The organism is Aquimarina spongiae (assembly GCF_900141785.1).
In the GTDB taxonomy this organism is placed as follows: domain Bacteria; phylum Bacteroidota; class Bacteroidia; order Flavobacteriales; family Flavobacteriaceae; genus Aquimarina; species Aquimarina spongiae.
The window spans coordinates 309,030-331,675 of the sequence record NZ_FQYP01000007.1; the positions used below are offsets into that span (position 1 = coordinate 309,030).

A 22,646-nucleotide genomic window follows, 5' to 3' on the forward strand; every position below is an offset into this window, starting at 1 on the left:
CTTTTTTCCTGCTTAAATGTTGCTAAGCGTAACGTATATAGAAATACATTTTTAGTTTCAGGTGTATACATATCTCCAACTAAACTGTTAAAGCTAATAATACTCCTGACGAATTCACTTCAGAATTTCAAAGGTAGGTTGGGGTAGAATACTATCAAAAAGATATCCTAAAATTTTAGATTCAAAGCCTAATCATCCATTTTATATCCAATTAATAGGATATAAAGATACCATTTTCTCTTTTAGTTTCCATTTTATTCTCTGCATATCACAATTATCTCAAAATCAGTATTTTAAAATCATTTATTGAAGTCTGAATTCTTGGAATACAGACTCTGAATTCTTGGAATACAGACTTTCTTCACTTGTTTTCACCCTTTTTCTCGATCTATATTTGAACCAACAATAACGCAAAAAGCATTTAAAAAAAAAGAACATGATAACAGTTGTTATAAATTTTCTTTTAAGGTTCAATCTAGAAGTAAGCAAAGTCATAAAGATTTATACTGATCTTCTATAAGCAACGAAAAAACAGTTCTAATAAATCACAAATCATCATCATGCGACAAGAAATGACAGAAACATATACACTAGCGAAAGATTACGTTTTACGAACGCACAATCTTTCTACAAATGAAGTTTCCAGACTGAACGTGAACAGCATAAAAGAATTGTGTGCCTCTCCTATTGTTTCTGAAGCGATATTTCTAGCCTCTCCTGAATTACATCAGGAAATGACTAAGTATCTTAAAGGGAAAACGATGAAGAATGAGGATAAATTAGTTCAATCCTTACTAAAATATCTTTTGCGTATGGGTCATCGTTGTACTCCGTTCGGGTTATTTAGCGGTTGCTCTCTTGGTAAAATTGCTGAAACAACGAACATTGAACTAGACGCATCTACAGAACATAAAAGATTCACTCGTATTGACATGAGTTACATATGCTCATTGGTTCAACAATTGGAAAAAACTCATGAAATACGAAAGGAACTAAAGTACTACCCTAACACAAGTCTTTATCCTGTTGGAAATAAATTGCGCTATATAGAATATAGATATAAAGGGACCAACAGAAGACACTATACAGTATCAATTGATAACTCTAAATATATAGACCTTATATTAAAGAAGGCTACCAAAGGAGCAAATATCGAAGAATTGGCACAATTTATTGTAGAGCCCGATATTTCTATCGACGATGCAAAAACCTTTATCAATCAGTTAATTGATAACCAGATTTTAATAAGCTCTATTTCGCCATCGGTAACCGGAGAAAACTATCTTCAAATACTAATGGATAAAATACCAGATGAAAATACCAAAAATCGATTACATACGATTGATGAATTACTCAAGAAACTGGATAGTAACACTTACGAAAACAACTTCACCTATTACAAGCAATTAACTGATATCCTAGATTCTTTTGAAATTGCTTATAACAAAAAATTCTTGTTTCAAACCGATTTAACGATTTCTACACAACAAAACACACTATCAGATAAAATAGTAAAGGATATCCATAAAGGTGTTGAGATTCTTAACAAACTTGTTCCGTATCAAGAAGATGAAAAATTAACGAAATTCAGACGAAAGTTTTTTGACATGTTTGAAGAAGAACAAGTCCCTCTGTCATTGGCATTGGATGTAGAGACAGGTGTTGGCTACGGTTTTAATAGCGAGGAAGATTATGATATATCTCCATTAATTAACGATTTAAATTTATCTACCAGCAACCGTATCGCCGATCATAAAAAAATCAAGTGGACAAAAACCGATAGCTTCTTAAATAAAAAACTAATGGAGTTAGAAAAAGACGCCATTGAAATGTTGATTACAGACAATGATCTTGATAGTTTCACGGAAAACTGGAATAATTTGCCTCTGTCTTTTACTGCTATCATCCATCTACTCAATAATGATAATGACAATCCCTTAATTAATATGTCTTATGTTGGTGGAGCCTCTGCTACCTATATGTTGGGAAGGTTTACTCAAGCCGATAAAAATATTGAACAATTTCTAAAGAAAATAACACAAAAAGAAAGTGAGGAAAGAGATGTTGTATTTGCAGAAATTGCCCATCTCCCCGAAAAAAGAACAGGAAATATAATAAACAGAAGTCACTTAAGAACGCATGAAATTCCATACTTAACAAAAAGTACTTTACCAAGTGAACAACAAATAGCCATAGATGATATCTGGGTATCTGTAGAGCAAGATAGAATAGTACTGTTTTCTAAAAAGCTCAATAAAGAAGTTATCCCTCGCATGGCAACAGCTCATAATTTCTCTTATAACTCTTTACCCATTTATCATTTTCTATGTGATATACAAACACAGCATCTACGTGACAATCTGGTGTTTGAATGGCGCAACGCAGCTATAAACAGAGATTTTCTACCAAGAATACGCTACAAAAACATCATTATTTCCCTAGCCCAATGGCGGATAGGAAAAAAAGAAATTCAAAAAATTATACAACTCAATGATTTAACCGAATGGCGAAAAGAAAAGAAGTTACCTCAAAAAATAATGTTAAGTGATGATGATAATGAGTTGGTGATTGATCTAGAGCATCCTTTGAGTGTAAAAGCCTTTTTATCAACAATAAAAAACAGACAACAAATTACATTGGTTGAGTATCTGTTTGATGAGAAAAATGCACTGGTAACGAGACAAGGAAAAGCATTTTGCAATGAGTTGTTTTTTTCATTTGTGAAACAAAATAAGATATGATTATGGATTCTAAAACACAACGATATTTTTTTATAGGCAGTGAGTGGCTCTATTATAAATTATATATGGGTTCTCGAATCTCGGATATCTTTTTGACATCGACCCTTACTCCTATAGCCAATGAATTACTAAAGCAAGAGATAATAGACAAATGGTTTTTCATTAACTATAAAGACCCCGAAAGACATGTACGTATTCGTTTCCGGGTTATAGATCCCAAAAACCTCAACTATGTAATCCAAATATTGCACAAAGCTATAAACAGCTATGTAAATGAGAAAACAATTAATAAGGTGGTAATAGATACCTACAAGAGAGAATTAGAACGATATGGCAACGAAACCATCGAAGAATCTGAATCTATATTTTTCATCAATAGCAGGTTAATTGTTTATCTCATCTCTCGAGTTACCAATGATAATCAAAGATGGTTGTGGGGCATGAAAACCATAGACACTTTTCTAGATGCCTGGAATATGAGTGTAGAACAAAAAAGAGATTTTTTTGAAGGTCTTAAAAAAGGGTTTGATAGGGAGATGGGAGCCACCACAGATATTAATCGTCAATTATCTATGAAATTTAGAAATAACCGAGGAGATATCAATACGATATTAGAGCAAAACAGTGATCAGGAATTCGATATGGTGTTGCAGAATTATTTCAAACAAACTAGAGAGATTGTTTCTCAAATCCTAACCAAAAGAAAAGCAATCGAACCCAAATTAAATATGGCAGACCTATTAGGCAGTTACATACATATGCACTGTAATCGATTATTCAAGTCTAATCAGAGGTTAAACGAATGGGTACTTTACAATTATTTGTTCCAGTACTACCGAAGTAAAGCAGCACAGATGAAAAGTGAAACATCTAAGAAAATATTAATAGCACAGGAGTAAACCGAAAATCCTTTAAAGAGTAGGTAAATTTTAAATTTTTTAATAATGAACAAATTAAATTTAAACAAGGAAACCATTTCTCAAATGGACAACAATGAAATGGCTAGCGTTAATGGGGGATTAGATATCTGTATCGTTAGCTGTAAAAGAAGCACAAGATTAGGAAAAGATTGCTGTGAAGATCCAACACACTTAGTAATTTCAATAGAGTAGTTAGTATAGCAAACAGGTAAACGTTATTGCAATATAAAACCATACATATAACCAAACCTGAATGTACTTCTAAACAAAACTGAGATTTTTGCCAGCAAAAGGTCTAAAAATCGCTGGCAAAATCTCTCCTAATTCTTTTCCATGTTACATGGAATCAAATAAATATTAATACGAAGTAAAAATACTTCACAAAAATTAAAACAATGAATAAATTAAATTTAAACAAAGAAACTATTTCTCAAATGGACAACAACGAAATGGCAACCGTAAATGGTGGCTTAGATATCTGTATCGTAAGTTGTAAAAGAAGCACAAGATTAGGAAAAGATTGCTGCGAAGATCCAACCCACTTAGTAATAGCTATAGAGTAATTAGAATAACAAACAGGTAGACGTTATTTCAATATAAAACCATACATATAACCAAACCTGAATGTACTTCTAAACAAAAGCGAGATTTTTGTCAGCAAAAGGTCTAAAATTGCTGGCAAAATCTCTCCTAATTGACTGCAATATTAATTACAGATTATTAAGATACAATAAATACTTCTGTAAACAAAATTAAATAAAAAATTCCTTTTTGATAGAGAATTGATATAGGAATTCCTTGTGCTCTATTCAAAAGCAATTTTAGACATAGTAAAATACTAGTCACCTCGAATTTATAGCTGTTAAAGTTCGACAGCACAAACCATAACACCTAAGACGTTAAAAACGATGGAAAAGTATATAAAAAAAATAGAATCTATTCTTTTTGATGAAGTGATACAAATGGAAAAACCTACCATTCGTAATGATCTTGGGGTGCTGATTTTTGAAGCTACATTATATCGCTATTCTAATGAAGATATTTACAAACAAAAAGCACTAAAGCTTCTTAAAGCATTAACAGAGACATTTGGAAATAGAAATCTGGGGTCTGGGTTTTTTGAGGGATTTGAGGGGATCTTTTATGTGGTGCAATATCTTCATAAGTGTGGGATTATTGAGGATGAAAGTATGTTAGAAGGACTCGAAGAATATTTATTACAATCGCTTTCCATAGATTTTAAGAATAACTATTTTGATCCAATGCATGGTAGTATTGGGAAGTTATTATACTACATAAATTCTCAGAATCGCGACAGCGAAAAAGTTAACGGCCTTATCGATCAATTTTTAAACTCATTATATGATCATCGCCAAGAAACAAGCGATGGAATATTCTGGTATGATAAAAATGAAGACAATAAAGAGTTGGTCAATTTGGGCATGGCTCATGGACTTACGGGAATATTAGCTTTTCTATTAAGATTAAAAGAATTAGGATATCAACACGAGCTTATTGATATATTAATAGATGGTATACTAAAAAGCTTTGGTAGTTTTAAAAATGAAGCAAAATTCTTAAGTTATTTCCCTGATTATTTTTCTGAAGACATAGATCAAAGAAATGTAAATAGTCGTCTTGGATGGTGCTACGGTGACCTTAGTACTGCAAATACAATATTATATGCGAGCAAAATTCTAGAAAGAAATGACCTCAAGAAAGAGTTTCTCCCTCTTATAAACAGCTTAGTTCTTAGAAGAATGAGCAACTCTAAATTAGATCATTATGAAGATTATTCCTTTTTTGACACTGCGTTTTGCCATGGCCTTGGTGGAATCACATATATCTTTCAAAAGATCAATAACCATCTCAATAATGCAACTCTAGATAAACGAATTGAGTTTTGGAAAAAACAACTGCTAGAAAACCTCGACAAGCAACTAAATGTTGAAAAGGACATCTATCTGCCCTGGTATAGACAAAACAGCGATTATGCTTATACCGTAGATCAAGTGTCTGTACTTAACGGCCTATGTGGAACTGGTCTGGTATTACTATCACTACACTACAAAAAATACGACTGGAGTGATTTCTTCCTTCTTTTCTAGCATTATTAATCCCTTAAAACTAAAACACAATGATCACTACTAAAAAAATAGCATTCTTTTTCCTTTTACTGAATATATTTTGTTTTCAGCAAAATGAAGTGCTCGCCTTTACCATGGATGTCCCCAAAAGTGATAAGAATTTTACAACAGAGATATCATATAGAATTATCGGAAATTTAAATATTATCCCTGTTGAGATTAATAATAACACCTACCAATTCATCTTTGACACCGGAGCTAGAACCACTGTTGTAAATAGCACCATCATAAACCAGATCAATCACAACATAGCAGGCACTACGAACATAAAAGATGCCAACAAAGACACCAAAGAATTAAAAAAAGTCGCAATCCCTAAGATAAGAATTGGAGAAAAAGAGTTTAAAAATCCTGTTGTTATTAGTATGCCAACTTCAGATTATTTTAAACGTTTTGGGTGTGAAAAAATTGATGGGATTATAGGGTATGATATTATCAAAAAAGTAAAATGGAAAATTGACCCGAAAAACAAAAAAATAACACTTTCCGATCAAATCGAGAATTTCAATATTCAAGAAACACAACATAAGTTCAAACTTAAAACAACTGAATATGTATCGTATATCGATACCAAAATAAATGGAAGTAAAACGAAGCTTAAGTTAGATACTGGTTTTAACAAATACTTCTGTATTAACTATCCTTTTTACGAATACTTAAAAAGCAAAAGCAACAACATTCAACAAGTAAAATCTCAAGGTTGGGTAAAAACCTCTCTTCATGGCAAAAACAATGGTACTCTTAATACTATTCAGGCAGAAAGCATCCAAATCGGAGATATCACACTAGAAAATCAAATTATCTATAATAGCAAAAATACGCCATTATTATTGGGAAATGGTTTTCTAAACAACTTTATCACCATCATAGACATCCAGAAAAAACAACTTTTTCTCGATCCAATAAAAAGCTTAGAAAATGAAAAAATCATAGATTTTGATCTCAAAATCGGACCTGATTATCAAACGAATAGAATAATCGTAAAAAATATTTTCGAAGAGCATTCATTAGAGACAACTATAAAACCAGGGAGCCAAATCATAGGTGTCAATAGTGTGGATGTTTCAAACTTTACAAAACAAGAATTATGCGATTTCTGGAATACCCAATGGAAAACACATCACGGTAAGAGTACTATCCGTATAGAAATTTTTGAAGAGGACTCAAACACCTCAAAAGAAATAACACTTACCAAAAACCAAATCCTACCAAGAATTACAAACGAAATGAGGAAAAAAGAATTGAACTAATCATTAATAAATGGATATCTGCTATCAGATAAAAAAAAACGGTAAAATAACCATGGAAAATAACAATCTTTCAACTTCATTATTGAGTTATCTAAAGCAAGAGAACATCGTATTAGATAAAGAGGCTTTTAATTTCAGGTTATTAACGCATCCTAATTATCCTGGTCTATCTTCTATTGTAAATACTTTAGAATATTTTGACATCACCTGCGATGCATATCAGGTAGACATTAAAAACCTAAATTCAACTCCGGATCATTATCTGACATTTTTAAAAGGGCGCTACGGGAAACAAGATCTACACCATGTCCAAAAAAAGGATAATACATATTATCTCGACACCCAAAAAACTTCAATAGCACACCTAAAAAACCGTTGGAAAGGCATCGTTTTACTTCTAGAAGGTAAAACCAATCAAACTTCAAAAAACTCAGCAAAAACAAGGTCGCTTATTCCTATTTTAGGTATATCTTCTTTGCTTATATTCATTGGCCTTATCGTCAATTACAATACTGTTCTCGAAAGTCTTTTTTATATATTTCCACTTACAGGCCTAGTCCTTTCTATACTTTCTTTAAAACATATATTTCAAATAGAAAATCCTGTTTTTGACAAGTTTTGCAAAATTTCCACCAATTCGGACTGTAATTCCGTAATCAACTCAAAAAAATGGAAGATTTTTGAAAAAATCAGCTTCTCTGATATTAGCTTGATTTTCTTTTTATCACAACTTGTTTCGTATTTTGCTTTATCTATAGCCGATTATACATCAGCTTTCTTTGCTTATCAAACAACAATTCTTTATTGTAGTTTAGCAATAATAGCAGCTTCCATTTATTTTCAAAAATTTGTAGAAAAAAAATGGTGTCCTATATGCCTAGGGATTTCGGCTATTCTAATCATTGAAGCTGTTTATATTCAATATCTTATTGAATTTAAACATCACTACAATACCAATGCACTACTTCTTTTTGGAGCTATTGTACTAGGATTGACTTTTAGCTGGACACATCTCAAAAAACTATTTAACAGACTTCGTTTTCTAGAAGAAATTGAGATTAAATCAACCCGCTTTTTGCGCAACTATTCTGTTTTCAAAACAGCAATTCTCAAAACGCATTCTATTGATCCAATAACGCTGAATAGTAATAATGCGGATCTAACTATTACCTTAATCACGAACCCTTTTTGTGATTATTGCCAACAAGCACATTCTCTATTAGAAAAAATAAAAGCAAAATATCCTAATCGCGTATCTCTGGATCTTCTACTTAATATTGATATAGAAGACGAATATGAGGAATACAAACTCGTTTGCCAACGTATGATCACCATGCAATTAAATAATAAAGGGCAGCAATTTCTTGCGGCACTACATGATTGGTTTGAAGATGAAAATCCGAACGGATGGTTGGTCAAATATGACCTAGAAATTGATGAAAATAAGGCGAATAAAACTTTGATAACTCAAAAACAATGGTGCATCCAAAATCAAGTAGATTTTACACCTGCAGTACTCATTAATGGATACAAATATCCCTTAATATATGACATAGAACATCTAGATTATTTCATCCAAGATTTGCTTAATGACAGTGATTTTTTAACTCAAGAACGCAAGTATAGCGGTGATTTACAACTTGTTTAAACGATAAAACAATACCACAATGAAAACTTTCCCTTTCTATAAACAACCTGGAGCCAAAGATTGCGGTCCTACATGTTTGCGAATCATTAGCAAGCATTATGGTAAAGTAATTCCTTTGGAAACGATAAGAACTTTAAGTCAAACCACAAGAACGGGAAGCTCTTTTCTCGGTCTTGCCGAAGCAGCCGAAAATCTTGGCTTTAGAGCAGTTGGTATTAGAACCGATTATGACACTTTTAAAGAAGATGTCCCATTTCCATGTATTGTACATTGGAAAAAATATCACTTTGTAGTAGTTTACAAAGTTAAAAATGACATCATTTATGTATCGGATCCCTCATACGGGCTTATAGAATACAATAAAGAAGAATTTATATCCTCCTGGATTGGTAATAATGCAAAAGAAAAAACTCAGGAGGGACTTGTTTTATCCCTGGATACGACTCCAAAATTGTACGATACCGATTGGGATAAAATAAAAAGTAATAAGTCGGGCTTTTCTTTCTTATTCAAATACTTGTTTAAGTACAAGAAACTAATGGTACAGCTATTAATTGGACTCCTGGCGGGTAGTTTGCTTCAGTTGATTTTTCCTTTCCTAACTCAAAGTATTGTCGATATTGGAATTCAAAACCAGGATATCAATTTTATCTACCTGATTTTGGCCGCTCAGATCATGTTATTTATTGGCCAGATAAGCATAGAAGCTATTAGAGGTTGGATTCTGCTGCATCTCAGCACTCGGATTAATATATCCTTAGTTTCGGACTTCTTTATAAAACTTATGAATTTGCCAATCTCCTATTTTGACACTCGAATGACAGGTGATTTAATGCAACGAATTAATGATCATCAAAGAATTGAGAGGTTACTTACCAATTCTTCGTTGAATACCATGTTTTCCTTTTTCAACATTGTCATTTTTAGTGCGGTTTTGGCATATTACAATCTTAAAATATTCGGAATCTTTGCTATCGGTAGTACTTTATTGGTTATTTGGATTCTCTTTTTTATGAAAAAAAGAAAAGAGTTGGATTACAAACGCTTTACACAGATGAGCGATGAGCAAAGCAAAACCATCGAACTTATTGAAGGTATGCAAGAAATAAAATTGCATAATGCCGAGAAACAAAAACGATGGGGATGGGAGTTTATTCAAATACGTTTATTCAAAGTAGCAACACAAGGACTAACCCTTGAGCAAACGCAAACTATAGGATCCACTTCTATTAATCAGTTCAAGAACATCCTTATCACGTTTATCTCTGCTTCATTAGTATTAAACGGACAAATCTCTTTGGGAATGATGCTGTCTATTCAATATATCATTGGACAATTAAATAGCCCAATTTCACAATTATTACAATTCATTCAGGAAACCCAAGATGCAAAAATCAGCTTAGAGCGTCTGAAAGAGATTCATGATGAAAAAAACGAAGAAAACATAGAGGATGCAAAAGTTCATGAGATCCCAGAGCAGGGTGATATCAAAATTGACAACCTTACTTTTAGATACATTGGTGCCGAGGAACCTATTATTAAGGATATGAACCTTACTATTCCCAGAAACAAAACCACAGCAATTGTTGGCGCATCTGGTAGCGGTAAAACTACCTTAATGAAAACGCTAATACGTTTTTATCAACCTAATAAAGGGCACATAAAAATCGCCGATCAAAACTTCGAAAACATATCTCAAAAAACATGGAGAAGCCATTGTGGTGTTGTGATGCAGGACGGATATATTTTTAATGATACCATTGCTAATAATATTGCTTTAGGAGATGATTATGTGGACAAAGACAAATTATTACACGCTGTAAAAATCGCCAACATAAAAGACTTTATTGAAAGTTTACCATTAAGCTATAATACCGAAATAGGAAATGAAGGAGTAGGAATAAGCGGAGGAGAAAAACAGCGTTTGCTTATTGCCAGAGCCGTATACAAAAATCCCGATTTTATATTCTTTGATGAAGCGACCAGTGCCTTGGATGCTAATAATGAAAAAACGATCATGAAAAATCTGAATACATTTTTTGAGGGACGAACAGCAATAGTGATTGCTCATCGTTTGAGCACAGTAAAAAATGCAGATCAAATCCTAGTGATGAATGAAGGAAAAATAGTAGAAAAAGGAACACATCACGAACTTTTACAACTTAAAGGAGAATATTATGAGTTGGTAAAAAATCAACTAGAATTAGAAAAACTAAACGGAAAAAAATCACAAAACCCTGGATTATTGAACGGAAATCATATCCCAGCAATAGTGGGTTAAAAAAACAATATCATTATGTCTGACAAGGAAAAAAAAGAATTTGAAAATTTAGAACTCCGCTCTGAAGAAGTACAGGAAATTCTGAGTAATCCACCAGGATGGATGACCCGATGGGGGATTACAGTAGTGTTTTTTGTTCTTGTACTTATCATTACCGCCAGTTGTATCGTTGAATACCCGGATGTGGTAACTTCAAACATTACCATTACCACACAAGTCCCTGTAGAAAAAATTGAAGCAAAAAATAGTGGTAGAATAGTAAAACTATTGGTAACAGATCAAGAATATGTTACGCATGGTCAAATATTAGCAGTGATAGAAAATACCGCAAAATTTGAAGATTTCTTGCGCCTAAAAAGCATTGTTGACACCCTTACTTTGGATTACAAAACCTTTGAGTTTCCCATAGATAAAACAGAACATTTATCGCTTGGTGAGCTTGAACAGGATTATGCCCTATTTGAAAAATCATACACCGATTTTTTATTAAACAAGCACTTAAAACCTTATTCGATAGAAACACTCTCTGGACAACAAACACTAACCGAATTAAATGGCAGGATTCAGGTTCTAGAGACACAAAGGGAATTAGAAAAAAAGGAGCTAGACGTTCGAAAACAAGATTTGGAACGTACTCAAATGCTATATAAAAAAGGGGTTATTTCCAAAGTAGAACTTGAAAATAAAGAATTAGGATACTTGCAAGCCAGACGTAATTATGAAAATACAAAAATTAATATGTCACAAATACAAGAATCCAAAAACAATACTCGTAGAGGTATACAAGGGTCTAACATTACCAAAATTCAAAACGAAACCAAATATTTAAAAGAAGTTATTTCTTCTTACAAACAACTAAAGAGAGCAATAAAACTTTGGGAGCAAAACTATTTGCTGATCGCCTCAATTGATGGCAAGGTAAGTTTTCAAAAATTTTGGGGTGAAAACCAGTTTGTAAAACTAGGAGATAATGTGCTTACTATATTACCAAAGCAATCACTTCTTGTTGGAAAAATTACCACTCCAGCAGTAAATACCGGAAAGATCAAGCCCGAACAAAACGTACTGATAAAACTAGACAATTATCCTTTTCAAGAATTTGGAATGATTAATGGCCAGGTAATCAGCATGTCTTTATCACCAGATAGTGACGGAAACTATTATATAGAGGTAGATTTACCCGAAGATTTGCAAACCACTTATGGAAAAACACTAGCTTTTAATAGAGAAATGCGAGGTACAGCAGGTATAGTTACCGAAGATCTTAGAGTAATTGAACGTGTATTTTATCAATTTAGAAACATATTTAAGTATAATTAATTCTCTAAACACCTAAACATGAAAAACTAAAAAAATGGAACATCAACCCAAAAAAATAGTGCCAATTTTAAAGCATTTTCAAGGGATGAATAAAATTGATGCTTTTAATATTATTCATAAGCTAGAAGTCCTGTTATACTATCTACCTAATCCTATAAATATGAATAATATTAACCCCAATGATATTATATCAGAAATAGAAAATAAAAAAATTGATCCTTTCCACTTTTCGATTTTACCCAATGGTAAACCCTGTGAATTTGTAGGTCAAAATGATTGGTTACATATTTATAAGGCACATAGCACCTCTATTTTTGGCAGATACCTGATGAACAACTATTATTTCAAAACGAAGTACAATCCTTTGGAACTCAAAAAGTTTACCAAAAAGAATCTTCTTCATAGCCTTAAAAACAAATCGGAAGAACTAAAAGTAGTGGAGTTTTTACTAAAATATAAGGTTACCAAAAAGAACCTTATTACTGATAAATTTTTAATTTTATCCATATAAGATTGTGTTTTACTTTTGAAGAATGGATAAAAAAAATGCTCCGATAGCAATAACCGTTAGCGAAGCACTCAATAAAATGGAGCGATATTGTGCTTATCAAGAGCGCTGCCATAAAGAGGTGATGAGCAAACTCAGTGGGATGAGACTCATACCAGAGGCCAAAGAACAGATTATTCTGCACCTTTTGGAGCACAATTTCTTAAACGAAGAACGATTTGCTAAAAGCTTTGCCAGAGGAAAATTTCGAATTAAGAAATGGGGTAAACAAAGAATCGTAAGAGAACTAAAATTCAGAAATATATCGACATACAATATTAAAACTGCACTCAAAGAAATACCAGAATCTAGTTATCTAGAGACATTTCATGAACTTGCTGATAAAAAATACGCTTCCCTGACCGAAAAAGATCGCTACAAGAAAAAAAAGAAACTAATTGATTATCTGGTCTACCGAGGATGGGAAAACCAATTGGTTTTTGACAAAATAAATGACCTAAACCTATAACTATTTACATTTTTGCAAAAAGTCCATTCCTCTACAGGTTAAGGTTGGAATGTGTCTTTCGGATGGCCATTTCGTTTTTGTAATCGATCCACTGCTGCCCCCTTCGTTTTCTCATAAAATTATCAAAATAACGCATAAAAAACACATTATACGTAGCTTCTGCAAAGTTTCTAAAGTTTTTGGGAACTGAACGTATACTCATCGAAAAACCTGGAGTCAAATACGTCATTTGATGCCAATATCCTTCTGGCATATATAATGTTTCTCCGTGTTTCAGATTAGTAACATATCCCTTGGCTTTTTTTAAAGCAGGCCACTTCTCCACATCTGGATTCGTAAAATCTATATCGTTGTGAGAAATAAGCGCATGTGGTACCTTGTAAAGATATTTCGTTTCAGAAGGAGGAAATAAAATACATTGCTTTTCTCCATGAAAATGGAAATGAAATATATTAGCTAAATCGATATCATAATGCATGAAGACTTTGGATCCACTGCCCCCAAAAAATAGGAAAGGTAGCTTTTTCATAAACTTCAAACCAATCTCTGGATACTTGAAATCTTGTTGAAGCCCTGGTACTTGTTTTAGTAAGTTATAAAGAAAAATTCGATAACTGGTAGGCCCTTGTTTAAGCAATTCAATATACTCGCTCATTTTCATTTTGGCATGAGCTTCATTAAACTTAAACTTTGAAGAAATAGGTCGATCGTCATAAATCGGCACTTCTTTTTCTCCAGCTATCTCCCCAATATAATCAAGGTCCCATTTCTTAAACGCAGGCCAATCCACAATCAATCGCTCGATAACTACAGGCTTTTGTAATGCGACATATTGTGAAAGGAACTCCTCTTTGGTAATTGATGTTACCCTTGGTATTTGCTCTAAATTTAATTTCACTTAGGATGAAAATAATTTTAAAACGAAAAAAAATCTTGTTTATTTATCCGCTACGGCCTTTTTGGCGTTGTTTTTAGCGCTTTCATTTCTTTCGATCGTATGGTCTGGTCTTGACCACTTTGGTTTTTCGCCCATTGATTCGAACTTAGAATCTGCAGATTCTACAGTTTCAGGCTGTGCTTTCTTAACAAATGGCTTTTGCGGGATCAATCCTAGCAACGAAAACATTTCCATATCCTCATTAACATCAGGGTTAGGTGTGGTCAACAATTTATCTCCGGCAAAAATAGAATTAGCTCCAGCAAAGAAACACATCGCTTGCCCTTCTCTACTCATTTCGGTTCTTCCCGCAGACAAACGCACCTGGGTTTTTGGCATTACAATTCGAGTGGTTGCCACCATTCTAATCATATCCCAAATAGCTACTGGTTTCTCGTCTTCCATAGGGGTTCCTTCAACCGCTACTAGGGCGTTAATAGGAACTGACTCTGGTTGCGGACTTAATTTTGACAAAGCTACAAGCATTCCTGCACGATCCTCAACATTTTCTCCCATTCCGATAATACCACCACTACAAACAGTAACATTTGTTTTTCGAACATTATCAATCGTCTTTAAACGATCTTCATATCCTCTTGTAGAGATAACCTCTTTGTAGTACTCTTCAGAAGTATCTAAATTATGGTTATATGCATACAAACCAGCTTCAGCCAATCGTTGCGCTTGATTTTCGGTAATCATCCCTAGAGTACAACATACCTCCATATCTAATTTGTTGATAGTGCGTACCATTTCTAATACACTTTCAAACTCAGGACCATCTTTTACATTACGCCAAGCAGCACCCATACAAACTCTGGAACTTCCGGAAGATTTTGCTCGAAGCGCCTGCGCTTTTACCTGCTGAACACTCATTAGGTCATTTCCTTCGATATCTGTATGGTACCTTGCAGCTTGCGGACAGTATCCGCAATCCTCTGGGCAACCTCCTGTTTTTATAGATAAAAGAGTGGATACCTGTACTGTATTGGGATCGTGATGTTCTCTATGAATACTAGCCGCTTCATAAAGTAAATCCATCATTGGTTTATTATAAATATCAAGGATTTCTTCCTTTGTCCAATCGTGTCTAATAACGCTCATAAATAAGATATGTAAGTGTTCAAAAGTAATTGTTTAAAATCAAAAAACACAACTTCAAAACATCAAATTCGTTGTTTTTACCAACAGTAAGACGATTTAAAGTCTTAATACGTTAGGGCGCTTCTAATAATATACTTACTGCATTTCCTCCAAAACCTACGGCATTTACTATAATTCTTCGTATTTGATCAGGGTTCGTAGTATTCTGTACAAACGGCACCGATATAAATCTTTGATGTTTTAGCATCAATATAGCCATTTCTATGCTCAAAATCCCACTAGCACCAAAAGTATGTCCAATCTTCCATTTGTTTGTAGTGAGTGCTGGTAATTTTTTATTCCTAAAAACCTCTTGAATTGCATTGTATTCTGCCAGATCTCCTTTGGTCGTTCCCGGAGCATGCATAATCACACAATCGACTTCTTGATCTTCATTCCCTTGCAAAGCCATTCTCATTGATTTTTGAAAACAATCTGCATTGGTGGATATCGAAATATTGTGCTTTAATGTTTCTGTAGCATACCCAATACCTTTTACAAAGGCAATCGCATTTTCTTGTCGACCTTTTTCTAAACAGGCTACAGCTGCACCTTCACCCAAAAACATCGAATTTCTCTTTTTATCCAACTGTAATGCCTGACAAGGATAAGCCGAATCGGTATCTGAAGCATAGATTTTTAAAGCTTTCATCTGGGCAATCGTAAAATCAGTAAGTGGCGCCTCACTGCCACCAACCAAAAACTTATCGGTTAATCCCGATTGAATCCAGGCTATACCATTCAACAACGCATGTAATGCAGTTGAACATGTAATGGAATGGCTAATGTCTGGACCTACACTTTGCAAATCATGAGCAATCCAGGAAGATATATTACCAAGAGTAGTCGTGGGAGAGCTCAAGGTGGACGAATTTCCGGTTTCCAAAAATTCCTGGTGATACTTCTCAAATAGCTTAGTAGCGCCTCTTGAAGAACCTATGTTAATCCCAAAATGCTTATCCTCGCCCCAACCTGCATAAGCAATTGCTTTTCTTGCTGAATAGATTCCAAAAAGCACCGAATCATCCAGATTTTCGTAGTGGTGATTCTCTTTTCTTAATTCAGAAATAAATTGCTTCGCCTGTTTGGTGAGTTCTGCTACTACAGTAGCTTGTTTACCAAAATCCCGAATAGAAATACAATGATTCTGATTCTTGTATTGCTCCCAGATTTCATCTTCAGAAACTCCCAGAGGAGAAATAGATGCGATTCCAGTAATAGATATTGATTGTTGCAATTCTTAAGTTTTGGCAAATGTAGGGGTTTGTTCAATTTTGTTCAACACTTATGCGCTATTTTTACTACAGTAAATCGTTAAAATTAGTAACAAAATAGAGATCTCAGCTACCTATAGTTAAACACTAATATTCATCATCCTATGGCACATCAAGAGCGACAAAAAAGTTGGTTTGCAAGAAACTGGGGTTGGGCAGTTCCGGTAGGAGGCTGTTTGACCATTATTATTTTATTTTTTGTATTTCTAGGATCTGTAATTTTTGGAGTAAGTGAACTCATGACCAATGCTGATCCTTATAAAGATGCTCTTGCCAAGGTAAAACAAGATGATTATGTGATAGAAATACTTGGAGAGCCCATAGAAACTAATGGAATCATGCAAGGAAGTCTTTCGTATGAGAATAATGTAGGGGACGCCAATATTTCTGTACCCATAAAAGGGCCTAAAGGCGAAGCAAGAGTTTATGTTGTGGGTGCCAAAACAAATGATCAGTGGGAATATTCTGAAATGTATGTGATCATTTCTGAAACCGATGAACAAATTGACTTATTAGGATACGAACAAAAAATCGATGATGACGAAGACTTTGAATAAGATCAATATCGCTACGATCGGAATACCTTTGCTACTTATTGGTATATTAATTTGGCTAGCTTCTTTAAAAATATTTGATCAAAACCTTGGTTTACTTGCTAAGGGTGTAACCATCGATTTACTCTTTACGATACCGATCATTTATCTCTTGCTAATCCGAAAGAAAAACATTCCTAAAATTACGATTGTTCCTGTTTTTGTGCTAGGAATGATCATTGCTTCTAATGTTCTACCTAAAGAACATCAAACCTTGTTGCAATGGGTAAAAACCTGGATCTTTCCTATTGTAGAATTAGGAGTGGTTACCTTTATCTTGTATAAAGTAAAACAGACCTTTGCCCTATATCGTGACCGAGTTCAATCTATTCCGGACTTTTTTTCGGCGCTCAAAAATGCTTGCGAAGAAATATTTCCTGGTAAAGTAGGGACTTTATTAGCTATGGAAATAGCTGTTTTCTATTATGGCTTTTTGTATTGGAGCAAACGTGTTATATCCAAAAATGAATTTACTTATCACAAAAATAGCGGAACAATTTCGTTATTAATTGCACTCATCCCTATCATCGGTATAGAAACTTATGTATTACACGTACTTTTGGAAAAATGGAGTACAATGGTTGCCTGGATCGTTTCTGGGATCAGTGTATATTCAGGAATTCAAATTTTTGGCTTTCTGAAATCTCTGATGAAAAGACCTATCTCAATAGACAATAATCAACTACACTTAAGATATGGAATCTTGAGTGAAACCAGTATCAATTTACATCATATTGAATCTGTTGAAATAAGCAGCAAAGATTTGGAATGGAATACAACTACTCGTAAATTATCTCCTCTTGGGGAGCTAGAATCTCATAATGTGATCATCACATTAAAGGAGGAGCAGGTACTATACGGACTTTATGGAATGAAAAAAACCTTCACAACTCTGGCCTTTTTTGTGGATCATAAAGAGCAGTTCAAAAGTTGTTTGGAAGAACAATTACGAAAAGACATCCTCTTTGATTTATAAGAATTTACGCACAAATTTTACGGTGATTCTTAACATTGGATTCATTTCTTTTTGTTAAAAAAAAGTTACTTTTGTGTTAAGCAAACCGTACCCCTAATGTTTCAAAAATTACCAAGCAAACATCATTCAAAGGATTTTGAGTCTTTCTCAGAGATCTTAGAAAGTGACGGAATCATCGTTTTTGAGGGGATATCTGATAGCTTTTTAAAATTCAAAGAATCCTTTGACGACTATCAAAAAGAAAAGTTTGAAAATGAGATCAAATACTTATCGGATTGCTACCAAATAGACCAAACCAGTTTTAACTACTACCGAAATCCAGAAAAACTATCCAAAAACTATGCTAAGCGACTCTTAGCCTCTTTATAGTTTTTTTATTTGTGAATATCTTACTAAACACTTTCCAATAGCTCAAGTATAGCTTCATACATTTTGTCCAGCTGTTCTGTACTTACAACATATGGCGCGAGAATATAAATAGTGCTCCCCAGAGGTCTTAAAAAGATTCCCTTTTGCATAAAATGATCAAAAATCTCATACCTCTTTTTTCCATATCGATCCATCTCAATCTGTAAATCCAACGCATAGATTACTCCTTGTTGTCTGGTCGTTTTTATTTTGGGATGATTCTTAATCTTTTGATCAAACTCTTGATGCGAAGCCGTTATTCTTTGGATATGATTTTGATACTCCTCGCTTTGTAATAATTCTATACCTGCCAATGCCGCTGCACATGCTATAGGATTAGCCGAGTAGGTATGCGCATGAAAAAACGCTTTCCCCACAGAGTCGTCAAGAAAAGCATCATAAATATCCTGAGTACAACTTGTCACAGCCATAGGTACAAATCCTGCCGTAAGTGCTTTTGACATTGAAATAATGTCGGGTTTGGTCTCTATGATATCCGAGGCAAACATACTTCCTGTTTTACCAAAACCTGTCATCACCTCATCTGCTATAGTGATCACATCATTTTCTTTACAGATCTTAAGAATCTGGTTGATATACTTTGCATCAAACATATGCATTGCATTGGCACCTTGAACCAAAGGTTCATAAATAAAAGCCGCAACAGAATTTGAATCGATGATATTATGTAATTTCTCAATTACCTCATCAATATTGTTGGTATTTGGAGTTGGAATACGTTGTACATCAATAAAAAAATCTTCAAATGGCCCATTATATACTGATAAACCCGATGCAGACATCGCTCCAAAGGTATCCCCATGAAAACCATCTTCAAAAGCGATAATCGTATTCCTCTTTTCTCCTCGATTAAAATGGTATTGCAATGCCATCTTGATCCCAACCTCATTTGCCGTTGAACCATTATCTGAAAAGAATATTTTTTCCTGATTTTCTGGCAATATTTCAATTAATGCTTCAGAGAGTTTAATGGCGGGCTCGTGTGTAAATCCCGCAAATACAATTTGATCGAGTTGTTGCATTTGTTTTCCAACCTTTGCCAATATATACTCATTACAATGCCCATACATTGCAGTATACCACGATGCAATCCCATCGATATATTCTTTCCCCGATTCATCATATAATAAAGCTCCTTTTGCTTTTACAATAGGTAATGCTTCTGGATGAATTTTGTGTTGCGTAAGCGGATGCCAAATGTGTTTTTGATCACGTGCTCTCAGTCCATTCTCCTCAATCATCAAATCGCTTACTTTATTGTCTTGTTCTACCTTCATAACTTCTCCAATTTTTCCTGAAACAGCTCTGCATATTCTTTAATTACACTAGTATCAAAAAAAGGCTCATTTTCGATTCTCCCGATCACGGGAACATCTGCCATTTTTTTAATGATTTCTTCGGTTGTTTTGTGTTCATCTCCGCTAAAAATGATAGAAACATCGAAACCTTGCTCTTTTAGAATCTTAACCGTCATTAGGGTATGATTTATACTTCCTAAATAATGTCTGGATACCACGATTACTTTATAATCTGGTGCTATCAAATCCATTATCGTATCGGTATCATTAAGCGGCACCAACAATCCTCCCGCACCTTCAATCACCAGATGATTATCTGTTTCTGGAAGTGTAATATTACTTTTTTCGATAACAAGATCATCTATTGCTGCTGCTGCATGAGGACTCATAGGCGTATGCAAAGCATAGCTGTTTTTATGAAATACCGATTTTGAATTAGACACCAGTTTTTTTACCTTATCGGTATCCGAAAAATCCAGATCTCCGGCCTGCACAGGTTTAAAGTAATCTGCTTGTAATGCTTCTACAACAATTGCTGAAGTAATAGTTTTACCAACTTCTGTGCTTATCCCGGTTATGAATACTTTTTTAGGAGTTGCCTTTGATTTGCCAGGCATAATTATGTCTTTAAAGTTTTAAACAAAGGTAGCCAACAGCTTTAAAACTTCATCAATTTCTTCTTTAGAATTATAGCTGTGTAAACAAAAACGCAAACGTTCTTTTCCGAGAGGTACCGTAGGAGACATAATGGGTTTTACATCAAAACCTTTCTTCTGTAATCCTTGTGCAATTTTTTTTACTTTTTCATTACCCGAAATAATACAGCACTGTATTGCCGAGTTACTATCAATACATAGGGATGCTATTTGATAGTCCTTTAGCTTTTGTCTAAAATACCTGATATTTTCCATCAGTTTTTTGGTCTCGTCTGTACGCTGCAATTCTCCATACGCCGCTTGAATTGTCGCTATTGCATGCACCGGTAGTCCAGTAGTATATATGAAGCTCCTGGCAAAATTAACCAAATACCGTTGTAATATCTTTGATCCTAGCACTGCAGCTCCATGACATCCCATAGCTTTACCAAAGGTTATTATGCGTGCAAACACTTCTTGCTCTACCTCTAATTGTTGTAGCAAACCAACTCCATTTGCTCCAAATACTCCTGTAGCATGAGCTTCATCAACGATTAGAAAAAAGCCATATGTTTTGCTCAAATTGACGAACTCCTTCAGATCTGGGCTGTCACCATCCATGGAAAAAACAGATTCGGTAACAACATATACATCTCCCGAGTGTTGATGTTCTTCATTCTTTGAAGTTAGTTGCTCAAACTTTTTGCTCAAATCCTCCAGATCATTGTGTTTAAACTTATACGATTTGGCATGACTCATCTGGATACCATCTCGGATAGAAGCATGAATCAATTCATCAAAAAAAATCATATCTCCTCGTTGCGGTACGCTGGAAAAGAAACCAATATTAGCATCATATCCAGAGTTAAAAATCAGCGCTGATTCGGCATTGTGATATCTTGCCAAAAAGCTTTCGGTTTCTATATACAATTTGTGATTACCAGTAAGCAATCGAGATCCTGTTGCTCCATTATGATGAAGGGTATTTTGAGTAAGAATTTGATGAGCCTGATCAAAAATGGAAGAGGACATGGCAAATCCTAAATAATCATTAGATGCAAAATCAACCAGATCATTTTGGGTTTTTAAGGTTCGTAGTGCATTCTTGGCATTACGTTCATCAAGTCGTTTTGTAAGTTTTTTAGGTAACACGATTCAAAGGTACAAAGACCTTTATATTTCAGAAACTTAAATCCAAAAATCATTCTTTTTCAATTAAAAATTATTGAAAAACAATAATTTTTATATCTTTGTTATCGTTAAACGATAATTAAATTAATTATGAGACCAATCAAAATCTTAAAAAAAATAATTAATATCTATTTTTATCTTCTGGGAATAGGAGTTTTTGTCGATCTTTTTCAGTGGGGTATAGCTCTTTTTAATAGGAAACAAATCAAATTGCCATTTATTGAAGAAAATATCTTATATACTTCTACAAATATCGAAGCCATTATCCCTAAATTACTTGGTTTTTTACTTGCGTTGATTTTTCTATATAGTATCGCCCTTTTAAAACGAAGTGCGAATGATCTATCCGAAGGAAATCACTTTACAAATCAAGTTATTATAGACTTTAAGATGATTGGGGTTTTATTTATTATTCTTGCTTTTGGAGAACTTTTATGTAAAATCATTTTCAGAACTCTTTTTGATAACGAATTAGGTCTTATTCTTGATTCATCTATTCTTATCTTACCTGTTATAGGTTTATTTTTCATTTATTTAAGCCAGGTATTTTCTAAAGCTCGGGAAATTCAATTTGAAAACGAATTAACAATATAATATGCCAATCATTGTACATTTGGACGTGATGTTAGCCAAACGAAAAATGAAAAGCAAAGATTTGGCAGAAAAAGTTGGCATAACCACAGCAAATTTATCCATTTTAAAATCGGGTAAAGCTAGAGCCATTCGTTTTTCTACATTAGAAGCCATTTGTGAAGCTCTTGAATGCCAACCTTCAGATATATTAGAATATCAAAAATGAAAATTAATATACAAGATGTTCTACAAAAAAATTAATTAACTCTTATCA

22 protein-coding genes are annotated in these 22,646 nt (G+C 33.9%); 16 read left to right on the forward strand and 6 right to left on the reverse strand.

Annotation, left to right across the window (positions count from 1 at the left end; all coding sequences use genetic code 11):
* Positions 1–560 precede the first annotated feature (560 nt).
* From BUE24_RS17215 to BUE24_RS17265, 11 genes are all read left to right on the forward strand, one after another.
* A complete protein-coding gene (locus BUE24_RS17215; protein ID WP_073318502.1) occupies positions 561–2,741 on the forward strand; it encodes a lantibiotic dehydratase family protein in 2,181 nt (726 codons plus the stop codon).
* 2 nt (positions 2,742–2,743) lie between these two features.
* Positions 2,744–3,640 (forward strand): thiopeptide-type bacteriocin biosynthesis protein, encoded by an 897-nt coding sequence (locus BUE24_RS17220; RefSeq protein ID WP_170864621.1) that lies wholly within the window; start codon positions 2,744–2,746, stop codon positions 3,638–3,640.
* 45 nt (positions 3,641–3,685) lie between these two features.
* Positions 3,686–3,853, forward strand: coding sequence for a class I lanthipeptide (locus BUE24_RS23735; RefSeq protein WP_139242033.1), 168 nt, complete (start codon positions 3,686–3,688; stop codon positions 3,851–3,853).
* A gap of 203 nt (positions 3,854–4,056) precedes the next feature.
* Entirely contained in the window at positions 4,057–4,224 is a 168-nt protein-coding gene (locus BUE24_RS23740; RefSeq protein WP_139242034.1) for a class I lanthipeptide, read from the forward strand.
* 345 nt (positions 4,225–4,569) lie between these two features.
* The gene (locus tag BUE24_RS17235) at positions 4,570–5,769 is read left to right on the forward strand and encodes a lanthionine synthetase LanC family protein (protein ID WP_073318509.1); all 1,200 of its coding nucleotides are present in this window, start codon (positions 4,570–4,572) and stop codon (positions 5,767–5,769) included.
* 29 nt (positions 5,770–5,798) lie between these two features.
* Entirely contained in the window at positions 5,799–7,058 is a 1,260-nt protein-coding gene (locus BUE24_RS17240; protein WP_073318512.1) for a retropepsin-like aspartic protease, read from the forward strand.
* Positions 7,059–7,110: 52 nt separating this feature from the next.
* On the forward strand, positions 7,111–8,706 hold the full coding sequence (locus BUE24_RS17245; RefSeq protein WP_170864622.1) for a vitamin K epoxide reductase family protein: 1,596 nt from the start codon (positions 7,111–7,113) through the stop codon (positions 8,704–8,706).
* 19 nt (positions 8,707–8,725) lie between these two features.
* Positions 8,726–10,987 (forward strand): peptidase domain-containing ABC transporter, encoded by a 2,262-nt coding sequence (locus BUE24_RS17250; protein ID WP_073318518.1) that lies wholly within the window; start codon positions 8,726–8,728, stop codon positions 10,985–10,987.
* 15 nt (positions 10,988–11,002) lie between these two features.
* On the forward strand, positions 11,003–12,307 hold the full coding sequence (locus BUE24_RS17255; protein WP_073318521.1) for an HlyD family secretion protein: 1,305 nt from the start codon (positions 11,003–11,005) through the stop codon (positions 12,305–12,307).
* Positions 12,308–12,341: 34 nt separating this feature from the next.
* On the forward strand, positions 12,342–12,818 hold the full coding sequence (locus tag BUE24_RS17260; RefSeq protein WP_073318523.1) for a hypothetical protein: 477 nt from the start codon (positions 12,342–12,344) through the stop codon (positions 12,816–12,818).
* Positions 12,819–12,840: 22 nt separating this feature from the next.
* A complete protein-coding gene (locus tag BUE24_RS17265) occupies positions 12,841–13,323 on the forward strand; it encodes a regulatory protein RecX (protein WP_073318526.1) in 483 nt (160 codons plus the stop codon).
* A gap of 31 nt (positions 13,324–13,354) precedes the next feature.
* Here BUE24_RS17265 and BUE24_RS17270 read toward each other — a convergent pair whose 3' ends face one another.
* From BUE24_RS17270 to BUE24_RS17280, 3 genes are all read right to left on the reverse strand, one after another.
* A complete protein-coding gene (locus BUE24_RS17270; protein WP_073318529.1) occupies positions 13,355–14,221 on the reverse strand; it encodes a cupin-like domain-containing protein in 867 nt (288 codons plus the stop codon).
* Positions 14,222–14,260: 39 nt separating this feature from the next.
* Positions 14,261–15,364, reverse strand: a complete 1,104-nt coding sequence (gene bioB, locus BUE24_RS17275; protein WP_073318532.1) for a biotin synthase BioB — start codon at positions 15,362–15,364, stop codon at positions 14,261–14,263.
* Positions 15,365–15,476: 112 nt separating this feature from the next.
* Positions 15,477–16,640, reverse strand: coding sequence for a beta-ketoacyl synthase N-terminal-like domain-containing protein (locus tag BUE24_RS17280; RefSeq protein ID WP_073318534.1), 1,164 nt, complete (start codon positions 16,638–16,640; stop codon positions 15,477–15,479).
* 141 nt (positions 16,641–16,781) lie between these two features.
* On the opposite strand from BUE24_RS17280, the gene BUE24_RS17285 reads away from it, so the two are divergent.
* The 3 genes from BUE24_RS17285 to BUE24_RS17295 all read left to right on the forward strand — a co-directional run bounded on the left by BUE24_RS17285 (position 16,782) and on the right by BUE24_RS17295 (position 18,615).
* The gene (locus BUE24_RS17285) at positions 16,782–17,234 is read left to right on the forward strand and encodes a cytochrome c oxidase assembly factor Coa1 family protein (protein WP_073318537.1); all 453 of its coding nucleotides are present in this window, start codon (positions 16,782–16,784) and stop codon (positions 17,232–17,234) included.
* Positions 17,212–18,246, forward strand: a complete 1,035-nt coding sequence (locus BUE24_RS17290; protein ID WP_244548170.1) for a hypothetical protein — start codon at positions 17,212–17,214, stop codon at positions 18,244–18,246. Before BUE24_RS17285 ends, BUE24_RS17290 begins: the two co-directional genes overlap by 23 nt.
* Positions 18,247–18,342: 96 nt before the next feature.
* On the forward strand, positions 18,343–18,615 hold the full coding sequence (locus BUE24_RS17295) for a hypothetical protein (protein ID WP_073318543.1): 273 nt from the start codon (positions 18,343–18,345) through the stop codon (positions 18,613–18,615).
* 23 nt (positions 18,616–18,638) lie between these two features.
* Here BUE24_RS17295 and bioA read toward each other — a convergent pair whose 3' ends face one another.
* Genes bioA through BUE24_RS17310 form a run of 3 tightly spaced genes read right to left on the reverse strand, consistent with a single transcriptional unit; the run spans position 18,639 to position 21,760 of the window.
* Positions 18,639–19,952, reverse strand: a complete 1,314-nt coding sequence (gene bioA, locus BUE24_RS17300) for an adenosylmethionine--8-amino-7-oxononanoate transaminase (RefSeq protein WP_425290168.1) — start codon at positions 19,950–19,952, stop codon at positions 18,639–18,641.
* Entirely contained in the window at positions 19,949–20,590 is a 642-nt protein-coding gene (gene bioD, locus BUE24_RS17305) for a dethiobiotin synthase (RefSeq protein WP_073318546.1), read from the reverse strand. Before bioD ends, bioA begins: the two co-directional genes overlap by 4 nt.
* 18 nt (positions 20,591–20,608) lie before the next feature.
* Positions 20,609–21,760, reverse strand: a complete 1,152-nt coding sequence (locus BUE24_RS17310) for an aminotransferase class I/II-fold pyridoxal phosphate-dependent enzyme (RefSeq protein ID WP_139242035.1) — start codon at positions 21,758–21,760, stop codon at positions 20,609–20,611.
* A gap of 129 nt (positions 21,761–21,889) precedes the next feature.
* Between BUE24_RS17310 and BUE24_RS17315 the strand changes: the two genes are divergently transcribed.
* Both BUE24_RS17315 and BUE24_RS17320 read left to right on the forward strand, forming a co-directional pair.
* A complete protein-coding gene (locus tag BUE24_RS17315; RefSeq protein ID WP_073318552.1) occupies positions 21,890–22,393 on the forward strand; it encodes a DUF2975 domain-containing protein in 504 nt (167 codons plus the stop codon).
* Position 22,394: 1 nt separating this feature from the next.
* A complete protein-coding gene (locus BUE24_RS17320; protein WP_073318555.1) occupies positions 22,395–22,598 on the forward strand; it encodes a helix-turn-helix domain-containing protein in 204 nt (67 codons plus the stop codon).
* Positions 22,599–22,646 lie beyond the last annotated feature (48 nt).

Bases quoted from the DNA above. Each gene is read 5' to 3' on its own strand.
- BUE24_RS17215 (WP_073318502.1), top strand. From the start codon at position 561: ATGCGACAAGAAATGACAGAAACATATACACTAGCGAAAGATTACGTT.
- BUE24_RS17220 (WP_170864621.1), top strand. From the start codon at position 2,744: ATGGATTCTAAAACACAACGATATTTTTTTATAGGCAGTGAGTGGCTC.
- BUE24_RS23735 (WP_139242033.1), top strand. From the start codon at position 3,686: ATGAACAAATTAAATTTAAACAAGGAAACCATTTCTCAAATGGACAAC.
- BUE24_RS23740 (WP_139242034.1), top strand. From the start codon at position 4,057: ATGAATAAATTAAATTTAAACAAAGAAACTATTTCTCAAATGGACAAC.
- BUE24_RS17235 (WP_073318509.1), top strand. From the start codon at position 4,570: ATGGAAAAGTATATAAAAAAAATAGAATCTATTCTTTTTGATGAAGTG.
- BUE24_RS17240 (WP_073318512.1), top strand. From the start codon at position 5,799: ATGATCACTACTAAAAAAATAGCATTCTTTTTCCTTTTACTGAATATA.
- BUE24_RS17245 (WP_170864622.1), top strand. From the start codon at position 7,111: ATGGAAAATAACAATCTTTCAACTTCATTATTGAGTTATCTAAAGCAA.
- BUE24_RS17250 (WP_073318518.1), top strand. From the start codon at position 8,726: ATGAAAACTTTCCCTTTCTATAAACAACCTGGAGCCAAAGATTGCGGT.
- BUE24_RS17255 (WP_073318521.1), top strand. From the start codon at position 11,003: ATGTCTGACAAGGAAAAAAAAGAATTTGAAAATTTAGAACTCCGCTCT.
- BUE24_RS17260 (WP_073318523.1), top strand. From the start codon at position 12,342: ATGGAACATCAACCCAAAAAAATAGTGCCAATTTTAAAGCATTTTCAA.
- BUE24_RS17265 (WP_073318526.1), top strand. From the start codon at position 12,841: ATGGATAAAAAAAATGCTCCGATAGCAATAACCGTTAGCGAAGCACTC.
- bioB (WP_073318532.1), bottom strand. From the start codon at position 15,364: ATGAGCGTTATTAGACACGATTGGACAAAGGAAGAAATCCTTGATATT.
- BUE24_RS17285 (WP_073318537.1), top strand. From the start codon at position 16,782: ATGGCACATCAAGAGCGACAAAAAAGTTGGTTTGCAAGAAACTGGGGT.
- BUE24_RS17290 (WP_244548170.1), top strand. From the start codon at position 17,212: ATGATGACGAAGACTTTGAATAAGATCAATATCGCTACGATCGGAATA.
- BUE24_RS17295 (WP_073318543.1), top strand. From the start codon at position 18,343: ATGTTTCAAAAATTACCAAGCAAACATCATTCAAAGGATTTTGAGTCT.
- bioA (WP_425290168.1), bottom strand. From the start codon at position 19,952: ATGAAGGTAGAACAAGACAATAAAGTAAGCGATTTGATGATTGAGGAG.
- bioD (WP_073318546.1), bottom strand. From the start codon at position 20,590: ATGCCTGGCAAATCAAAGGCAACTCCTAAAAAAGTATTCATAACCGGG.
- BUE24_RS17315 (WP_073318552.1), top strand. From the start codon at position 21,890: ATGAGACCAATCAAAATCTTAAAAAAAATAATTAATATCTATTTTTAT.
- BUE24_RS17320 (WP_073318555.1), top strand. From the start codon at position 22,395: ATGCCAATCATTGTACATTTGGACGTGATGTTAGCCAAACGAAAAATG.